Genomic DNA, 17,204 nt, shown 5'->3' on the forward strand with positions numbered 1-17,204 from the left:
CCCGTCAGGCCGCGCGCCGGGTGGTCGAGAGGGTGGAGAAATAGACATCCTCCAGCCCGCCCTCGACCGGCGTGAAGCCATCGCCGGGATTATCGTCCGAAAGGATGTGGATGACGGTTCGGCCCGCCAGCAGGCGGGTGGAGATGACCTTGTACCGGGCCTTGGCGGCCTCCAGCTCGGTCTTGTCGATGAGCTTCTTCCAGATCCGGCCCTTCAGCTGGCCGACCAGCTCCATCGGCGCGCCCTCGCGGACGATGCGGCCGTCGCAGATGATGGCCATGGCCGGACAGAGGTCCGAGACGTCCTCGACGATGTGGGTCGACAGGATCACCACCACGTTCTCGCCGATCTCGGCCAGCAGGTTCAGGAAGCGGTTGCGCTCTTCGGGATCGAGGCCCGCCGTGGGCTCATCGACGATGATCAGGCGCGGATCGCCGATCAGGGCCTGGGCGATGCCGAAGCGCTGGCGCATGCCGCCCGAGAAGCCGGCGATGGCCTTCTTGCGGACGTTCCACAGATTGACCTGGTTCAGCAGGTTCTCGACCGTCTCCTTGCGCGCCTTGGCGCCGGCGATCCCCTTGAGCACCGCCATGTGGTCGAGCATGTCGTAGGCCGAGACCCGCGGATAGACGCCGAAGTCTTGCGGCAGGTAGCCCAGGGTGCGGCGCAGGTCCTCGGGGTTCTTCAGCACGTCGATGTCGCCGAAGCGAATATGGCCGGAGGTCGGCGCCTGCAGGGTGGCGATGGTCCGCATCAGGGTCGACTTGCCGGCCCCGTTCGGCCCGAGCAGGCCATACATGCCGCGCGGAATCGTCAGGCTGACCTCGTCCAGGGCGCGAACGCCGTTGCCGTAGACGTGGGTCAGATTCTCGATGATCAGCATGCGCGTCCTAATGCCCCCAAGTAAGCCGCCCAAAATCCCCACCACCGTCATGACTCGCCAGCGCGGACCGGGGCAAGTGAAAGAACGTTTAGGCCGGGCGTTCAACCGCAGGATTTCTGAACAACGACCACTTTGGGGCGGAGAAGCAACCCTGCGTGACAAGGGTTTTGGCGCGGGGCGTTTGGCGCTAAACGAGGCGCCATGACGACCTACGCCTTTCCCCCGCACGCCCTTCCGAYGGTTCCGGTGGAAGGATCGGACGCGGTGTTTCCGGTGCGTCGCATCCTCTGCGTCGGCCGCAACTACGCCGCTCACCGCCGCGAGATGGGCGGCGACGAGCGCGATCCGCCGTTCTTCTTCGCCAAGCCCGCCGACGCGGTCGCGCCCCTGGCGGCCGAGATTCCCTATCCGCCGGCGACCGCCGATCTCCATCACGAGATCGAGCTCGTGGTGGCGCTGAAGAGCGGCGGCGCCAATCTGACGCCCGAGCAGGCCCTGACCGCCGTGTTCGGCTATGCGGTCGGTGTCGACCTGACCCGGCGGGATCTGCAGAGCGCGGCCAAGGCCAAGGGCCAGCCGTGGGAAGCCGGCAAGGCCTTCGACGCCAGCGCCCCGATCTCCGCCATTCGGGTGATGGACGCCCCCGCGCTCGACGCCGCCGTCACCCTGTCGGTCAACGGCGCCGAGCGCCAGCGCGGCCAGGTCGGCGACATGATCTGGAGCATCGGCGAGGTCATCGCCAAGGCCAGCGAGCTGTGGGCCCTGGCCGCCGGCGACCTGATCTTCACGGGAACCCCCGAAGGCGTCGGCGCCATCGTCCGCGGCGACCGGATCGTCGGCGAGGTCGAGGGCGTCGGCCATCTTGCGTTTACTTTGGTCTAGAGGGGCATGGGATGAAGCTCGTCCTGCACAGCGCCAAGCGCGCCAGCGCGCCGTATCGGGTGCGGATCGGCCTGAACCTGAAGGGCCTGGCCTATGACCTGCGTCCCGTGGACCTGGTCGCCAACGCCCATCAGGACAAGGCCTACCGCGCCCTCAACGGCCAGGCCCTCGTACCCACGCTGGAGGTCGATGGACGCCCGCTGACCCAGAGTCTGGCCATCCTGGAATGGCTGGACGAGGTCGTGCCCGAACCGCGCCTGCTGCCGACCGCCCCGTTCGAACGAGCCATCGTGCGCGGCATGGCCGAGATCATCGCCTGCGACATCCACCCGCTGAACAACCTGCGGATCCTGCGTCAGCTGACCGCCCTGGAGATCGGCGAGACGGACCGCAACGCCTGGGCGGCCCGCTGGATCAGCGACGGCTTCCAGGCCCTGGAGCCGATGGTCGCCAAATATTCCGGCGGCTTCGCCTATGGCGACGGCCCCGGCCTGCTCGACTGCCTGCTGGTGCCGCAGGTGTTCAACGCCGGCCGCTTCAATGTCGACCTGTCCCCGTTCCCGGCGATCCAGGCGGCCGCCACCCGCGCGGCCAAGCACCCGGCCATCGCCGCCGCCCATCCCGACCATCATCCGGAGCGCTAGATGCTTGAAGACCTGAAAGCCAAGAACGCCGCCTGGTCGAAGGGAAAGACCGAGGTCGATCCGGATTTCTTCAGGCGCCTGGAAGGCCAGCAGAGCCCCGAATACCTGTGGATCGGCTGCAGCGACAGCCGCGTGCCGGCCAATGAAATTGTCGGGCTGGATCCGGGCGAGCTGTTCGTCCACCGCAACGTCGCCAACCTGGCGCCGCCGCAGGACGCCAACTACCTGTCCGTGCTGCAGTTCGCGGTCGACGTGCTGAAGGTCAAGCACATCATGGTCGTGGGCCACTACGGCTGCGGCGGCGTGGCGGCGGCCATCGACGGCCAGCGCCGGGGCCTGGTCGACCACTGGCTGCACCCGATCCGCGAGGTTCACGCCGAGCACAAGCACGAGCTGGAGGCGATCCCGGAAAAGCGCGCCATGCTCGATCGCCTGACCGAGCTGAACGTCGCCCGCCAGGTCCGCAACGTCGCCGCCGACGTCTTCGTCCAGGACGCCTGGGCGCGCGGCCAGTCGCTGGCCGTGCACGGTTGGGTCTATTCGCTGAGCAACGGCTTGGTGACCGACCTCAACATCGGCATCGCCAATGTCGAGGACTACCAGCGGCTGGTCAGCCTGCCGGGGTGCTGAAGGCTGAAATACCCAAATCCCGTGTCATCCCTGCCGTAGCGCAGCGGAGAGCCGGGACCCAGGGGGTGACGAAGCGCGGTGCGCGCCGCCCCTGGGTCCCGGATAGCCTCTACGAGGCTTCCGGGATGACACGCGTTTTTTGCCGATGAGGGGCCCCTACTCCCCCTTGATCCGCACCTTGGCCGTCGCCCTGCGCCCCTGCGCATCCACCACCGACAGTTTGTAGAAGCCCGGCGCGGCCGGCCTCCAGATCGCCCGGCCGCTGACCGGGTCGGGGTCCAGCGGCGCGCCCTCCACGTACCAGGTCAGGCCCTCGCCCTGGGCGGCGAGGACCAGGCCGCGCGATTTCGCGCCCAACGCCTCGACCTGCACCGAGGCCCCGTCCGGCGGGAAGATCAGGCGCGGGCCCGCGTCCGCCGCGCGCAGCTGTTGCAGGCCCAGGGGCGCGGACTTCGGCGCGATCGGGCGCGGGGCCGAGCTCGCGGTTCCGATGGCGTCGGCGACGTCGAACAATAGCGGCAGGGCCGCGTCGCGCCCCGTCAATCCGCCGCGCGCGCCGCCGTCGGCCCGGCCCGTCCAGACCAGGATCGCATAGCCGCCGACCACCCCGGCCGCCACCGCGTCGCGAAAGCCGTACGAGGTGCCGGTCTTGAACGCCATCGACGGTCCGCCCCGGGTCAGGGCCGAGGGCGCGCGGCCACGCGGGGCCGGCGCTTCCCGCAAGATGTCCAGCACCTGCCGCGCCGCCTCGGGTCGCACCAACCGCGTCCCGCCAGAGCGTTCGCGAGCCTTGGCGTCTTCCTCGGTCCAAGCCAGCGGCTTGGCGATGCCGCCGTCGCCGAGGGCGGCGTACAGCATGACGAGGTCGCGCCAGGTGATGCCCTCGCCGCCGAGGGCCAGGGCCAGGCCGGCCTCCTTCAGCTGGGCCTTGGGCCGGGCCAGATGCGCGCCGGCGGCCTCGATCCGCCCGGCGAAGGCCTCGGGACCCAGCTTCTCCAGCGTGGCCACAGCCGGGACGTTCAGCGAATGGGCCAGGGCCTCGCGCACCGTGACCTTGTCGTGGAACACCCGGTCGAAGTTCTCGGGCTGGTAGTCGGCGAAGCGGGTGGCGCTGTCGGCCAGCTGGGTGTCGGCGGCGATCAGGCCGTCGTCCATGGCCATGGCGTAGATGAACGGCTTCAGGGCCGAACCCGGCGAGCGCAGGGCGCGGGTCATGTCGACCCAGCCGCCGGCGCGGTCGCGGCCCGCCGAGCCGACGGCGGCGCGCACGGCGCGATTCTTGATCTCGACCACCAGGATGGCGGCGGTGGCGTCCGGCCCTTGCGCGCCCGCCACGCGGGCGGCCATCGGCTCCAGGCGGGACTGCAGGTCGGCGTCCAGGGTCGAGATCACGCTGGCCTGGTTGGCCGGGGCCTTGCGGGCCAGCTCGCCGGCCGCGTGCCAAGCCAGGGTCGGGAACGGCGCGCGGCGCGGCAGGGGTTCGTTCTCGGCCTCGTAGGCGGCGGCCTGGGTGATGGCGCGGGCCCGGACCATCTTGGCCAGCACCGCGCTCCGGGCGGCCTTGGCGGCGTCGGGCCGGCGATCGGGGCGACGGGCCTCGGGCGACTGCGGCAGGGCGATCAGCAGAGCCTGCTCGCCGTCGGTCAGGCTGGAGGGCTCGTGGCCGAAATAGCTGAGACTGGCCGCCCGCGCGCCCTCGAGGTTGCCGCCATAGGGGGCCAGGGTCAGGTACAGGGCCAGGATCTCGCGCTTGGACAGCCGCGATTCCAGCTGCACGGCGCGGACCATCTCGATCAGCTTCGAGCCAAGATTGCGCGGCCGCGGCTCCAGCAGGCGCGCGGTCTGCATGGTCAGGGTCGAAGCCCCCGAGGTCGCGCGACCGTGGACGATCGCCGAACCGACCGCCCGGACCAGCGACAGCGGGTCGACGCCCAGGTGCCGATAGAAGCGCCCGTCCTCGACCTTGATCAGGCGTCTTTGAAAGGTCTCGTCGGTGCGCTGGAGATCAGCGCGGATCCGCCAGCGGCCGTCCTCGACCGGCAGGGCGCGCAGCCAGGCGCCGCGCCGGTCCAGGGTGACCGGCGAGGAGTGCTTGGCGCGGGTCATGTCCGGTGGGAACGCGGCGCCGAGGGCGAAGAGGACGAGCTGTACGCCCAGCGCGCCGATCAGGACCTTGGTCAGGCGAGGGACATGATCACCCTTCTTCCCCCTCCGGGGGAGGAGGATGCGCAGCATCCGGAGGGGGCGAGTAAGAAGCGGCCCGCCGGAAACACCGAAAGCCATTACCGACTTGCCCCCTCCGGGCCTGCGGCCCTCCTCCCCCGGAGGGGGAAGAAGGGCGCGCTATGCTTCGCCACCCTCACGGCCCCGGCGCGATCGTTGCGCGCGAGGCTTCCGAGCGGGCCGCCACCGCCGGGCGGTACATGTCCTTGGCCACCGCGCCGGGCAGGAAGAAGCTGCCCGGCGTCACCGCCCGGGCCACATAGGCCAGGGCGAAGCTCTTGTTCCCCTCCAGGTCCAGCGCGGCGATGAAGCGGTCGTCGCGGCTTTCCTGGACATCTGCGGCGGTCAGTTCGCCAAGGAACTTGTACGGGCCGTTCTGGGCGTCGTCGGCCCCGAGCGTGGTCTCGATCTCGAAGCCGGCCGGCAGGGCGTCGTCGACGACCAGGGCCGTCGAGCGAGCCTGCATCGAGTGGCCCGAAACCAGCACGATCACCCGGTCGCCCTGGCGGATCGTGGCCGGGTCGATCGCGCCGCCACCCATCGATAGCAGGCGCTTGGACACCGACAGCCCCGCAGCCGAGGCGGCCGGGGCCGAGGTCGGGGTGCCGCGCACGCTGACTGTCCGCCACAGCACGCCCTTGCCCGTGTTGACGAAGTGGGCGTCGGCCAGCTTGCCGACCGCCCAGCGCGGCGCGCCGCCGGCCGGAGGCAGCGGGTTGGCGCCCTTGGCGTCGATCGACATCGGGCCCGAGGCCTGGATCAGGGCGTTGGCCGCGTGCAGCAGCGCCGCCTGTTCCTGGGTGTTCAGGGCGTCGGGATCCTTGACCGAGTTCTCCAGCCGACCTTGCAGCTGGCGGGCGACGTCCATCATGCCGGATTCGGCGGCCAGGGCCGTCAGCACGGCGGTGTCGCGCAGCGGCGACTGATACCAGTCCTGCTCGTCGCGATAGCCCAGCGCCTTGACCGCCTGGCGCATGGCCGAGCGGGCTCGGGCGTTGTCGCCCATCCGGGCCAGGCCGGCGGCGACATAGGCCTTGGCGATCGGCTGGGCCTCGTCCTTCATCTGCACGTCGTGCCACCAGCGCAGGCGAGCCAAGTCGCCCTTGCCGGCCTTGGCCATCACATAGAGGGCGTAGGCCGAGGCGCGGCGGCGCATCCGTTCGGTGGCCTGCTTGGAGGCGTCCTCGTTGCTGGCCCACCAGCCCGGATACTCCATGCGGTAGGCGACCGACGAGAAGCCCTCGGGGCGGCTGACCTGGCGCATGGCCCCGACGGCCTTGTCGATGGCGTTGTCGGGCACGGCGATGCCTTGGGCCTTGGCCTCGAGCAGGAAGTCGACGACGTAGGCCCCCAGCCACGGATCGGCCTCGCCGTCGCCGACCCGCCACAGGCCGAAGGCGCCGTCCAGGGTCTGGCGATCCAACAGCTTGCCGACCGCGCCCGCGAGGGCCGCGGGGGTTCGCTTCAGCTTCGGATCGGTCGAGAAGGTCTGGGCGTACAGCAGCGGATAGGCCGTCGAGACCAGCTGCTCGGTGCAGCCGTACGGATAGCGCTGCAAGGCCACGGCGATCGCCGACGGGTCGAAGCCCCGGATCGGCGAATAGCTGACCTGCATCGTCACGTCGCCCGCCGCCAGGCCCGAGAGCAGGGCGTAGGAGGGCGTGAACGCCTCGCCCGGACGCTGGATCTCGGTGGTGGTGCGCACGATGTCGCCCCAGCCCAGGCGGGTCTGGATCGGATAGTCCTTGGCGGTCGTGAAGCCAGGGCCGGCGACCTTGAAGCCGATCTTGCCGATGCCGGTGACGTCCGGCGCCAGGAAGGGGATCTTCTCGGCGATGCGCTGGCCCAGGATCAGCTGGAACACCTTCTTGAAGGCGACCTTCAGCCCGTTGGTCGAAAATGCCTCGGCCGTATAGGCGCCCGGCTTGCCCTCGACATTGTGCAGCTCCAACGTGGCGTAGGCCTGGTCGCCTGGCGCCAGGAAGCGCGGCAGGTTCAGGTCGGCCACCACCGGCTGGCGCACGGTCAGCGGCTTGGAGGCCGAGCCGACGGCGGTGTCGGTCCAGGCCACGGCCTGGATGCGCAGCTCGCCGTTGAAGTCGGCGGCCGGCAGCTTGACCACCGCCTTGCCGTCGAGGCCGGTCTCGACCACGCCCGACCACAGGGCCACGGTCTTGATCGGAGTGACGGTCAGGCCTTCGCCGCCGACCTCGTCGCCGCCGAAATTGACATTGGCCGGCGCGCCCAGGTTCGGGTCGAGCAGGCGGCCGTAGTCGTCACGGTAGTTCAGGGTCAGGGCCCGCTTGCCGAAGTACCACTTCACCGGGTCGGGGCTGTCCTGGTGGGTCAGGCGCAGAATGCCCTCGTCCACCGCCGCGATGGTGATGCGGGCCTTCTGGCCAAAGCCCATGCCCGACACCTTCACCGGGATCTCGACCGGCGCCTTGCTATCGATCTTGGTCGGCGTGCCCAGATCCACGGTCAGCTTACGGCTCTTGGGGTCGAGCGGGACATAAACGAGGCCCAGGGCCCGACGCGGCTTGGGCGAGGCGACCGGGTCGCGCGGCTGGACGACACTGACCATCACATAGGCCCCGCCGCCCCAAGCAGCTGAGGTCTTCAGGCGCACGGTGGTCCCGTTCTCCCCGACCGTGACCGTCTTGAAGTCGATCAGGCGATCGGTGGCGACGGCGACTTGCGCCTCGCCGGCATAGGGCGGCTTCAGGGTGATCTCGACCGTGTCGCCTTGGGCGTAGGACTTGGTCCCGGCGGTGACGCGGACGACGTCCGGCGCCTCGCCTTCCTTGGCGGGCGAGCCCCAGCCGGCCGAGAAGCGGGTGACGGTCTTGGCGCCGTCGGCGCCTTCGATCTCGAGGCGGTAGTCGCCCCAGCCCAGACGGCGAGTCAGCTTGGCCGGCTGGCCGGCGCCGATGTTCACCTGGGCCTTGGCGACGACGGCGTCGCGGCTGCTGCGCCGCCACTGCCAGCGGCCGTTCTGCTGGAACCAGTCGTAGTCCCAGCGCTCGGCCACCAGGGTGTAGGTGGCGGTCGCGCCGACGCGCTGGCCGGCGGCGTTGACGGCGATCATGTCGAGGCTGACAGGCGGATCGCCCTTGCCGGCCTCGCCCTGGTCGACCTTGACCCCGTAGTACACGGCCTTGCCGCGCACCTTCAGCTCCAGGCTCTCGCGGACCGGACGGCCGCCGGGTTCGAACACCGAGGCGGTGACCGAGGCGACCAGCGGCTGGTTGGTGTCGCCGGCGTCGGTCGAGGCCACCGACAGGGTGGCGCGGCCTTCGCCGTCGGTGACGGTGGTGCCGAGGTCGAGGAACTTCTCGTCGAACGGCTTGGACTGGTCGCCCCATTCGAAGCCCTTATAGGCCGGGAACGGGTCGGTGTCGGCGCGCAGGCGGGCCTCGCCCTGGGTCTGCAGGCCGGCGCCGGGCGCGCCGTAGAGGAAGCGGGCCGAGACGTCGACCTTGCGGGCCTCGCCCTCGCCCAGCGGAACGGATTCCTGGCCCGTGGCGGTCACGGCCAGGCGCTGCGGCGCGAAGTCCTCGACCGAGAACGACAGCGAGCCCGTCTCGTCCTCGATGCCCTCGATGTGCAGCTCGGCGGTCCAGCGGCCGCGCGGGGCCGAGCGGGGCAGGGCGATGTCGGCCAGCACCGCGCCAGCGTTGGCCTGGCTGAACGGATAGCGCTTGAACTCGACGCCCGACGGCCGCTTGACGAGGATCTCGCCCTTACGGTCGGAAACCGCCTTGGCCATCCGGTCGCGGACCATGGCCGTCAGGTGGACCGTCTCGCCGGGCCGGTAGATGCCGCGGTCGGCGTACAGATAGCCGTCGATATCGGCCGCCACGCTGCGCCCGTCGACGCCGCCTTCGGTGCGGCCGCCGACGCCTTGTTTCGACAGGTCGACCGGCGAGCGGTCGAGGTCCAGCAGGGCCAGGTCGCCCTGAGCGCCATAGGCCATGACCATCTTGGCGCGCTCGGCGCCCTGGCCCTTCAGCAGCGGGCGCAGGAAGCGCACGCGGCCGTCGGCGTCGCTCTTGGCCTCGGCCAGGTCCTCGCCGTCGGCGGCGACCAGGGCCACGCGCACGCCCGACAGGGTCTTGGCGGTCTTCAGCGAACGAACCACCACGTCCAGACTCTCGGAGCCGTCATAGGCCAGCAGGGCCATGTCGGTGAACACGATCCAGCGGCGGGCCTGGGCCGGGTTGTTGTCGCCGCTGTCCTCGTCGGGGTCGCGCCCGCCCGAGACGTCGCGGGCCTTGATGACGAAGGCCCCGGCCTTCATGTCCTTCAGAACCGCGCCCAGCGGGAAGACCGTCGTGGCCTTCTGGCCGGTCGCGCCGCCGGTGACCTGCACCGTGCCTTTCCAGACCTTGCGGCCATCGTCGCCCACGGCGTCGTCGCCATAGTCGCTGGCCCAGTCGCCCTCGCCGGTCGGGTCCGGAGCGCTGATCGACTTGCGGACCAGGTTGCGGTCCGGCACGCGCCAGACCTCGACGGCCAGGGTCTGGACGTTGATCGTCTCGATGGCGACGCCGTCGGCCTCTTCGCGCGGCAGGATCACGCCATCGCCGGCGAAGCCGACATAGGGCGGCTTCTCGCCGAACGTGAAATCGACATCGGCGTTGGCCGCCAGGGTCTCGCCGCCCTTGCCGGGCAGGCCCTTGAGCAGGGTGATGCGGTGGTCGGTGAAGCCGACGCCACCCAGGCACAGCTCGTCGCCCTTGACGCGAACCGAGGGCTGGCGGCCCAGGTCGGGCGAGATCAGCACGAAATCGGCATAGGACTTGGACGGATCCAGGTCCTTGCTCATGCGGATGCAGGCCAGGGGATCCTGCCCAGAGCTGTCGACGCGGGTCTGCCAGACGGCGAAGCCTTCAGGCCTGGGGATGCCGCGACGGGGGGCATTGGCCGAGCGCGGCTTGCCGAACAGGGACCAGGCCTGACCCTTGACCGACTCCGCCCCGACCGGCTTGGCGCCGCCGAAGAACAGCCCGCCCTTGCCGGCCGCGAAGCCGCCGCCAAAGCCGACGATCAGCGCGCCGGCCACGGCGATGGCCACGGGGCCTTTCAGGGCTTGCGGCCACCGATCGGAAACCGTCCGGCGAAGCGCATTCCAGCGCGTCTTCAAAGAAGACAGGGTGTCGCGACCGCCTTCCGGCGGCGTCTCGTCCGTCGACATCCGTTGTCTCCCCGATTTGCGCCGCACCTGTCCCTTGGGACAGGCGCTAGTTCAAAACAAGAGAGCGTGACGGCCGCCGAAACCGCTTACACTTTCGGCTGTCACGCTCTCGTTCAAGGCGGACTTGAACCTAAGCGCGACCAGGGGTCAACGGCGCTCGAATGACAGTTTCAGATCGAAGCTAGGCGTCGAACCCGACCACGCCCGTGGCCAGGTCGTAGGTGGCCGAAACGATCTTCAGGCGGCCTTCGTGCAGCTTTTCGGCCAGGACCCCGTCGGCGACCTTCAGGCGGCCGGCGATGTCGCGGACATTGCGGCGGATAGCGGCGTCCTGCAGGTCGGCCGGGTGGCTTTCCTGGGCTTCCAGCACGGCCGGAATGATCGGCAGCACCATCTCGTGCAGCGCGCCGTGCAGTTCCGCGTGTTTCATCGCCACGTCGACGGCCGCGCCGACCGCGCCGCACTTGGTGTGGCCCAGCACGACGATCAGCGGCGCGCCCAGGTGCTCGACGGCATAGACGATCGAGCCCAGGCCTTCGCGGCTGACAGTCGAGCCGGCGACCCGGATCACGAACAGTTCGCCCAGATTGCAGTCGAAGATCAGTTCCGGCGCGGTGCGGCTGTCGGCGCAGCCGATCACCACCGCGAACGGCTTCTGGCCCTTGGAAAGCTCGGCCACGCGCGCCAGCGTCGGCAGCATCAGATTGGCGCCGCCGCGGGCGAAGATGGTGTTGCCATGCTTCAGGCGGCCCAGGGCCTCGTCGGGCGTGACCTCCTGCGCAGCCGCCGCGTGGGCGTCCGGCACGGGGGCCGGCTCGGCCTCCAGCGGCTTGACGCCGCTCATGGCCTTGTCCAGCGCGGCCTTGTCGCCGGCCTGATGCCTCAGGGCGCTGGAGGTCCGGCGGCCCTTCTTGGTCAGTAGGCTGGGCGGGTGGCCGTCGCCCTCGGCGAAGGCCAGGGCCGGTGCGGCGAGACCCGCCAGGGCCCCCAGCAGGATCCGTCTCGAAACCATTTCGTCCCCCGACGCGGTTTGAATGTCGGCGAGACCCTAGGCGTCAACGGCTCAGGAAGGGTTAACTAGACTTTCACAGCGGCAATTCGGCGCGCTTAACGACAGTTCGCATGGCGATACTGCTGCTGACGCGGACCACGCCAGGGATCCGGGTCAGCTCCTGGGCGTGGACCCGCTCCAGGTCATCGACGTCGCGCACCACCAGGCGCAGCAGATAGTCCGAGCCGCCGGTCATCAGGTAGCACTCGGCCACCTCGCGGACATTGGCTATGGCCTTCTCGAAGGCGCTGAGCGCGCTTTCGGCCTGGGACGACAGGGTGACGGTGACGAAGACGCTGAGCGGCAGGCCGACGGCCCGCTCGTCGATCACGGCGGCGTAACGCCCGATGACCCCCGCCTCCTCCAGCGCCCGCACGCGGCGAAGGCACGCGGACTCGGAAAGATTCACCGCCTCACCCATTTCCACATAGCTGGCGCGACCGCGCCTTTGCAGCAGGTGGAGAAGCTTCCGGTCGAAGCTGTCGAGGTTGACGGGTGGTTTCTTCATGGATTTGACCATAACACGCAAGAATCCTGCATAACAGGGTTCCGTTCGCATGAAATGGCCAAGGAACCTGCGGGCCACGAGGCGTAAACCGGCGTCAAATCGCTTTTGGAGGAAAGCATCATGCGCGTTGGCGTCCCTTCCGAGATCAAACCGGGCGAACACCGGGTCGGCCTCACCCCCACGGCCGTCCGGGAATATGTCGGTCACGGCCATACCGTCATCGTCCAGTTGGGCGCCGGCCTCGGCGCCGGCTACGCCGACGACGTCTATCAAAGGGCGGGCGCCACCATCGTCGCCGACGCGGACGCGGTGTTCGCTGGCGCGGACATGATCGTGAAGGTCAAGGAGCCGCAGAAGGTCGAGTGGGAAAAGCTCGAGCCGCGCCACATCCTGTTCACCTACCTGCACCTGGCGCCCGACCCGGCCCAGACCGAAGGCCTGCTGAACAGCGGCTGCGCGGCCATCGCCTATGAGACCGTGACGGACGCCAAGGGCGGCCTGCCGCTGCTGGCCCCGATGTCGGAAGTGGCCGGCCGGATCGCCGTATTCTCGGCGGCCGAGACCCTGCTGAAGCACAATGGCGGCATGGGCCTGCTGCTCTGCGGCGTGCCCGGTGTGCCCCCGGCCCGCGTGGTCGTGCTGGGCGGCGGCGTGGTCGGCAGCAACGCCGCCCGCATGGCCGCGGGCCTCGGGGCCGAGGTCGTGGTGCTGGAGCGCTCGATCCCACGCATGCGCGAGCTGGACGACCTCTATCAGGGGCGGATCCTGACCCGCTATTCGACCTTCGCCGCCGTCGAGGAGGAGATCCTCAAGGCCGACGTGATCATCGGCGCGGTGCTGACCGCCGGCGCGGCCGCCCCCAAGCTGGTCCGCCGCGAACACCTGAAGCAGATGAAGCCCGGCTCGGTGCTGGTCGACGTCTCGATTGACCAGGGCGGCTGCTTCGAGACCAGCAAGCCGACCACCCACGCCGACCCGACCTACACGGTCGACGGCGTCGTCCACTACTGCGTGGCCAACATGCCCGGCGCGGCCCCGCGCACCTCGTCGGAAGCTCTGGGCAACGCCACCCTGCCGTTCGGCCTGGCCTTGGCCGACAAGGGGCTGGACGCGCTGAAGACCAACGTCCACCTGGCGCGCGGTCTCAACGTGCTGAACGGCCAACTGACCCACCCGGCCGTCGCCGAGGCGCTCGGTAAGGCGTCGGTGGATCCGTACGGGGCGTGGAAGTAGGGGCGATACCGCCCAACCAAACCCGACCTTCCCGGCGAACGCCGGGATCCAGATCGCAAGGCTGTGAGGCGCATGCAAAGACGCCCGCGATCCTCTCCGGAACGCGGGCGCTCTTGCATCTGGGCCCCGGCTTTCGCCGGGGAGATCGGATGTTTGTTCGAATGGTGGGCTACGCCGCGAACCGTCCGATGTCCTGGCGGCTTTCGACCAGATCCAGCACGTCGCCCATGCGGAACTCCGGATCGACCGGGTGCAGGGCGTCATAGACCGAGCGGGCGAAGGCCAGGTCGGCGGCGGTCTTGACCCGCCAGTCCAGCTTCGACCAGTCGCGATGGGCCTTCAGGTGCGCCTGGCTCCAGCGCTTCGGCTGATTGCGGATCGCCGCCGTCGGCGAGATGCGGGCCAGCGGATCGCGTTCCTCGGCGGCGGCTTCGCGCAGGGCGCCGACCTTGATCACCTCGACCTCGAGGCCGACCGGATAGGTGCGGTGCACGCGGTTGGACGTGTAGTCGGCGTCGCTGGCCAGGGCCAGGCGGACGGCCTCGTCGACGATGCCGGGATCCATGAATGGCGCGTCGCCCTTCAGGCGCACGACGTGGGTGACCGCGCTGATCGCCTCGGCGCAACGGGCGATGCGGGCCAGGATGTCGGCGCCGGCCCCGCGATGGACCGTGTGGCCGCGCGACACGAGAAAGCCGGCCAGGGCGTCGTCGACGCTCTCGGTGCTGGTGGCGACAATGATCTTCGAAAGACAGCGCGCGCCGCGCAGGCGCTCCAGCTGGCGCACGATCATCGGCTCGCCCTGGAGCGTGGCCATCGACTTGCCCGGCAGCCGGGACGATCCCATGCGGGCTTGCAGGACAGCGAGGATCATGGCGCGGTTTCCCTTTGTTGGGATAAAGCTAGGCCAGACTCATAAAACTCAAGTGAATCAGAAGCTTACAAGGCGTTAATCAGCGGACTTAATTCGCGGACACGAAGACGCGCGACCAAGCGGCCGACGTCCGTACCCTCGCAGCTGATTCTAGGGATGGATCAGGCGACCCAACGTCGCGGGTCGAGCGCGACCGGATCATCGATCGCCATCTCGTCCCAGTCGAGGTCCGGCGGCGGGCTCGAGGCGGCGGCGACCACGGCCGACAGCTCGGCGGCCGAGTTGACGCCGACCAGCACGGCCGAGCCTTCCGGACGCGACAGGGCGAAGCCCAGGGCGGCCTGGAGCGGGTCCGAGCGACCCTCGGCGATCATGCGGCGCACGCGCGACAGACGGCCCGAGGCGCCCTTCAGCTGGGCCGGGACGCGGTCGGGCGGCAGGAACAGCAGGCCGTTCAGGAAGATCGAGCGCAGGTGCACCTCGACGCCCATGCCGGCGATGCGTTGCAGCGAGCCGTCGGCCAGCAGGCGCTGGTCCAGCAGCGAGGCCGGGGCTTGCAGGATGTCGGGCTTGAAGCGACGGGCGACGCCGACCGGATCGTCGGTGGCGTGGGCGGCGACGCCGATCTTGGCGAACAGGCCCTGGTCCTTCAGGCGCTGCAGGCGATCCCACAGGGCCGCGCCGTGCGGGCCGAACAGTTCGGACGGCGAATGGACGACGATGGCCTCGGCGCGTTCGACGCCGATCCGGCGTAGGGTGGCGCGGGCCTCGGCCTCGACGAAATCGGGGCCGCGATCGGCGCGGGCGGTCGCGATGGTGACGCGGAACGGAACCGGACGGGGAATGAGGTCGCCCAGCACCGTCTCGGCGCGGCCGAACAGGCCCGAAGCGTCCAACACCGACAGACGAGCGCGGGCGGCGATGTTCAGGATGTCGCGCGTCTCGGCTTCCGGCGAACGGCCGCGCGGCGCCGACGAGCTTCCGCCGTCGAGACCGAACTGAGCGGCCGCCAGACCGAGTTTTGAGACCGAAATGGACATCGCCATCCGTGCGCGAAAAACACCAACAGAGTTGAACGGTACGCGCCAAGGTTTGAACATCAGGTTTCTGGAAACTTGCCGAGGCGTTAACGTCGGGCCGATGAACCCTGACCGCTCAGACGACGCCGCCGCCTCCCTTTGGCCCATGCACGGCATGGCCGACGACGCCCGTCCGGCCTTGGCCGCCGCGCTTTCCAGGGGTCCCGCCGTCCTGGCCACCATCATCGCGCTGGGCGACGGCGGCCCTCGTCCGGTCGGCGCGCAGATGGTGTTCGGGAAGGGAATCATTTCCGGATTTCTTTCGGGCGGCTGCATCGAGGCCGACGTCGAGGTCCACGCGCGAGCCTGCCTGGCCGACGGCCAGCCACGCCGGCTCGTCTACGGCGAAGGCAGTCCCTGGCCCGATATCCGCCTGCTGTGCGGGGCGCGGATCGAAATCTTGGTCGAGAGGATCGCCCCCGACGATCCGGCCGCGCGGACCCTGCTGGACCTGGCCAGCGCCCGCGCGCCGGCCTTTTGGGTCACCGATGGCCAGAAGCGCCTGTGCGTCGAGGAGCCGCAGGCGTTGTGGCCGGGCGCCTTCGAGCGGGCCTATGATCCGACGCCACGTCTGATCGTGCTGGGCGGCGACCCGACGGCCCTGGCGGTGGCCAGCCTGGGGGCGCAGTCCGGCTTCGAGACCTTCCTGATTCGCCCCAAGGGTCCGGCCGCGCCGCCACCCTTGACCGATGTCGCCTATCGCCGCGAGGCCGCCGGTGAGGCCCTGGCCGCGATCGGCCTGGACGCCTGGACCGCCGTCGCCGTCTGCGGCCACGACATCGAGCTGGACCACGAAGCCCTGCTGGCCGCCCTGCCCTCGCCCGCGCCCTATGTCGGCTTGTTGGGCGCGCGGCGACGCCTGCCCGAGCGGCTGGCGCGGCTGAAGGCGGCGGGTCTCTCCGATCGCGACCTGGCCAAGCTGCGCGCCCCGATCGGCCTGGACCTCGGCGGCAAGGCCCCGTTCGAAGTGGCCGTGGCGGTGGTGGGCGAGGTCATGGCCACGCGGCACGGGCAGCCGGCGCTGGCGCGGCGGGTGGTGCAGGCTTGAGGGTTCAACCCCACTTTCAACCTACCTAGGTGTGTCATCCCGGGCGAAGCGCAGCGAAGACCCGGGACCCAGGGGCGGCGCGCACGGCGTTCCTTCACCCCCTGGGTCCCGGACAGCCTCTGCGAGGCTTCCGGGATGACACCGGAAATTGGTTTTAGGTTGTGAGCGCCAACTGCTCACCCCGGCGCCGTCTCGGCCCCGAACGCCGCCAGATCCTCGATCAGGGCCTTGGCCGCCATGTCGACCAGCTCGCCGCCCTTTTCCGGCGTGGCCTGAGCGGGATCCGAGCCCATGCGGCCGTCGGCGTAGCGAGCCCGGAAATCGAGCGCCTCGCGGATCGGCCCGGTTGGGGCGATCTTGGGCTCGTACGGGGTCGTCTTGATGGTTTCCGGATAGGCCCACTGGGTCACGGCGATCTCGGACGGGGTGGCGTGGCTGCCGTGGCCGGTCGGGAATTGCCGGTTGGCCAGGGCGTGGACGCCGGCCAGGTCCCACCAGTTCTTCAGCTTCAGGGCGAACGGCGCGCGCTGCTGGCGGAAGCTGTAGTCGGCATAGATCTCCGAAAAGGCCGCCTCGATCGAGGCGACGTTGCCGCCGTGACCGTTCAGGAAATAGATCCGCGTGAAGCCGTGGGCCGAGAGCGAGCGCACCCAGTCGCCGATCGCGGCGATGAAGGTCGAGGGGCGCAGGAAGATGGTGCCCGGGAAGGCCAGGTGGTGCTGGGCCATGCCGATGTTGAAGGTCGGCGCCACCAGGATCCTGTCGCCCGCCCGCTTGCTGGCCTCGTGGGCGATGATCTCGGGGCACAGCCAGTCGGTGCCCAGCAGGCCCGTCGGCCCGTGTTGCTCGTTCGAGCCGATCGGCACCACCACGCTCGTGCTGGTCTTCAGGCGGTCTTCGATCTCGGACCAGGTGGAGAGCGCGAGCAACATGGGAAAACTCCGGACAGGAC

At 69.8% G+C, this 17,204-nt stretch carries 13 protein-coding genes; 5 read left to right on the plus strand and 8 right to left on the minus strand.

What is annotated here, in order from left to right:
• Positions 1-4: 4 nt before the first annotated feature.
• Positions 5-883, minus strand: coding sequence for an ABC transporter ATP-binding protein (locus AC1DSO_RS09220; RefSeq protein WP_477068532.1), 879 nt, complete (start codon positions 881-883; stop codon positions 5-7).
• 201 nt (positions 884-1,084) lie between these two features.
• Here AC1DSO_RS09220 and AC1DSO_RS09225 point away from each other — a divergent pair, with 201 nt between their 5' ends.
• Genes AC1DSO_RS09225 through AC1DSO_RS09235 form a run of 3 tightly spaced genes read left to right on the plus strand, consistent with a single transcriptional unit; the run spans position 1,085 to position 3,039 of the window.
• On the plus strand, positions 1,085-1,765 hold the full coding sequence (locus AC1DSO_RS09225) for a fumarylacetoacetate hydrolase family protein (protein WP_477068533.1): 681 nt from the start codon (positions 1,085-1,087) through the stop codon (positions 1,763-1,765).
• Positions 1,766-1,776: 11 nt separating this feature from the next.
• A complete protein-coding gene (maiA, locus tag AC1DSO_RS09230) occupies positions 1,777-2,409 on the plus strand; it encodes a maleylacetoacetate isomerase (RefSeq protein WP_477068534.1) in 633 nt (210 codons plus the stop codon).
• Entirely contained in the window at positions 2,410-3,039 is a 630-nt protein-coding gene (locus AC1DSO_RS09235) for a carbonic anhydrase (RefSeq protein WP_477068535.1), read from the plus strand.
• A 156-nt stretch (positions 3,040-3,195) separates the two neighbouring features.
• Here AC1DSO_RS09235 and pbpC read toward each other — a convergent pair whose 3' ends face one another.
• The 4 genes from pbpC to AC1DSO_RS09255 form a co-directional block, all read right to left on the minus strand.
• Entirely contained in the window at positions 3,196-5,274 is a 2,079-nt protein-coding gene (gene pbpC / locus AC1DSO_RS09240) for a penicillin-binding protein 1C (protein ID WP_477068536.1), read from the minus strand.
• 124 nt (positions 5,275-5,398) lie between these two features.
• Positions 5,399-10,459, minus strand: a complete 5,061-nt coding sequence (locus AC1DSO_RS09245) for an alpha-2-macroglobulin family protein (protein ID WP_477068537.1) — start codon at positions 10,457-10,459, stop codon at positions 5,399-5,401.
• Between the two features lie 181 nt (positions 10,460-10,640).
• Positions 10,641-11,471, minus strand: a complete 831-nt coding sequence (locus tag AC1DSO_RS09250) for a carbonic anhydrase (RefSeq protein WP_477068538.1) — start codon at positions 11,469-11,471, stop codon at positions 10,641-10,643.
• A gap of 73 nt (positions 11,472-11,544) precedes the next feature.
• Positions 11,545-12,018, minus strand: coding sequence for an Lrp/AsnC family transcriptional regulator (locus AC1DSO_RS09255; protein WP_477068539.1), 474 nt, complete (start codon positions 12,016-12,018; stop codon positions 11,545-11,547).
• 120 nt (positions 12,019-12,138) lie between these two features.
• On the opposite strand from AC1DSO_RS09255, the gene ald reads away from it, so the two are divergent.
• The gene (gene ald, locus AC1DSO_RS09260) at positions 12,139-13,251 is read left to right on the plus strand and encodes an alanine dehydrogenase (protein ID WP_477068540.1); all 1,113 of its coding nucleotides are present in this window, start codon (positions 12,139-12,141) and stop codon (positions 13,249-13,251) included.
• Positions 13,252-13,420: 169 nt separating this feature from the next.
• Here the strand turns inward: ald and AC1DSO_RS09265 are convergent, their stop codons facing one another.
• Both AC1DSO_RS09265 and AC1DSO_RS09270 read right to left on the minus strand, forming a co-directional pair.
• Positions 13,421-14,125, minus strand: coding sequence for a glycosyltransferase family protein (locus AC1DSO_RS09265; protein ID WP_477068541.1), 705 nt, complete (start codon positions 14,123-14,125; stop codon positions 13,421-13,423).
• A gap of 161 nt (positions 14,126-14,286) precedes the next feature.
• Positions 14,287-15,165: a bifunctional regulator KidO gene (locus tag AC1DSO_RS09270; protein WP_047404111.1), complete on the minus strand. Its 879-nt coding sequence runs from the start codon at positions 15,163-15,165 to the stop codon at positions 14,287-14,289.
• Between AC1DSO_RS09270 and AC1DSO_RS09275 the strand changes: the two genes are divergently transcribed.
• On the plus strand, positions 15,158-16,252 hold the full coding sequence (locus AC1DSO_RS09275) for an XdhC family protein (RefSeq protein ID WP_477068542.1): 1,095 nt from the start codon (positions 15,158-15,160) through the stop codon (positions 16,250-16,252). The two genes, AC1DSO_RS09270 and AC1DSO_RS09275, sit on opposite strands and share 8 nt — an antisense overlap.
• 176 nt (positions 16,253-16,428) lie before the next feature.
• Here AC1DSO_RS09275 and AC1DSO_RS09280 read toward each other — a convergent pair whose 3' ends face one another.
• A complete protein-coding gene (locus AC1DSO_RS09280) occupies positions 16,429-17,184 on the minus strand; it encodes a creatininase family protein (protein WP_477068543.1) in 756 nt (251 codons plus the stop codon).
• Positions 17,185-17,204 lie beyond the last annotated feature (20 nt).

It is taken from the genome of Caulobacter sp. P4_E5 (assembly GCF_056401555.1).

Coding starts and splice junctions, on each gene's coding strand:
- AC1DSO_RS09220 (WP_477068532.1), bottom strand. CDS start 883: ATGCTGATCATCGAGAATCTGACCCACGTCTACGGCAACGGCGTTCGC.
- maiA (WP_477068534.1), top strand. CDS start 1,777: ATGAAGCTCGTCCTGCACAGCGCCAAGCGCGCCAGCGCGCCGTATCGG.
- AC1DSO_RS09235 (WP_477068535.1), top strand. CDS start 2,410: ATGCTTGAAGACCTGAAAGCCAAGAACGCCGCCTGGTCGAAGGGAAAG.
- pbpC (WP_477068536.1), bottom strand. CDS start 5,274: ATGCTGCGCATCCTCCTCCCCCGGAGGGGGAAGAAGGGTGATCATGTC.
- AC1DSO_RS09245 (WP_477068537.1), bottom strand. CDS start 10,459: ATGTCGACGGACGAGACGCCGCCGGAAGGCGGTCGCGACACCCTGTCT.
- AC1DSO_RS09250 (WP_477068538.1), bottom strand. CDS start 11,471: ATGGTTTCGAGACGGATCCTGCTGGGGGCCCTGGCGGGTCTCGCCGCA.
- AC1DSO_RS09255 (WP_477068539.1), bottom strand. CDS start 12,018: ATGAAGAAACCACCCGTCAACCTCGACAGCTTCGACCGGAAGCTTCTC.
- ald (WP_477068540.1), top strand. CDS start 12,139: ATGCGCGTTGGCGTCCCTTCCGAGATCAAACCGGGCGAACACCGGGTC.
- AC1DSO_RS09265 (WP_477068541.1), bottom strand. CDS start 14,125: ATGATCCTCGCTGTCCTGCAAGCCCGCATGGGATCGTCCCGGCTGCCG.
- AC1DSO_RS09275 (WP_477068542.1), top strand. CDS start 15,158: ATGGACATCGCCATCCGTGCGCGAAAAACACCAACAGAGTTGAACGGT.
- AC1DSO_RS09270 (WP_047404111.1), bottom strand. CDS start 15,165: ATGTCCATTTCGGTCTCAAAACTCGGTCTGGCGGCCGCTCAGTTCGGT.
- AC1DSO_RS09280 (WP_477068543.1), bottom strand. CDS start 17,184: ATGTTGCTCGCGCTCTCCACCTGGTCCGAGATCGAAGACCGCCTGAAG.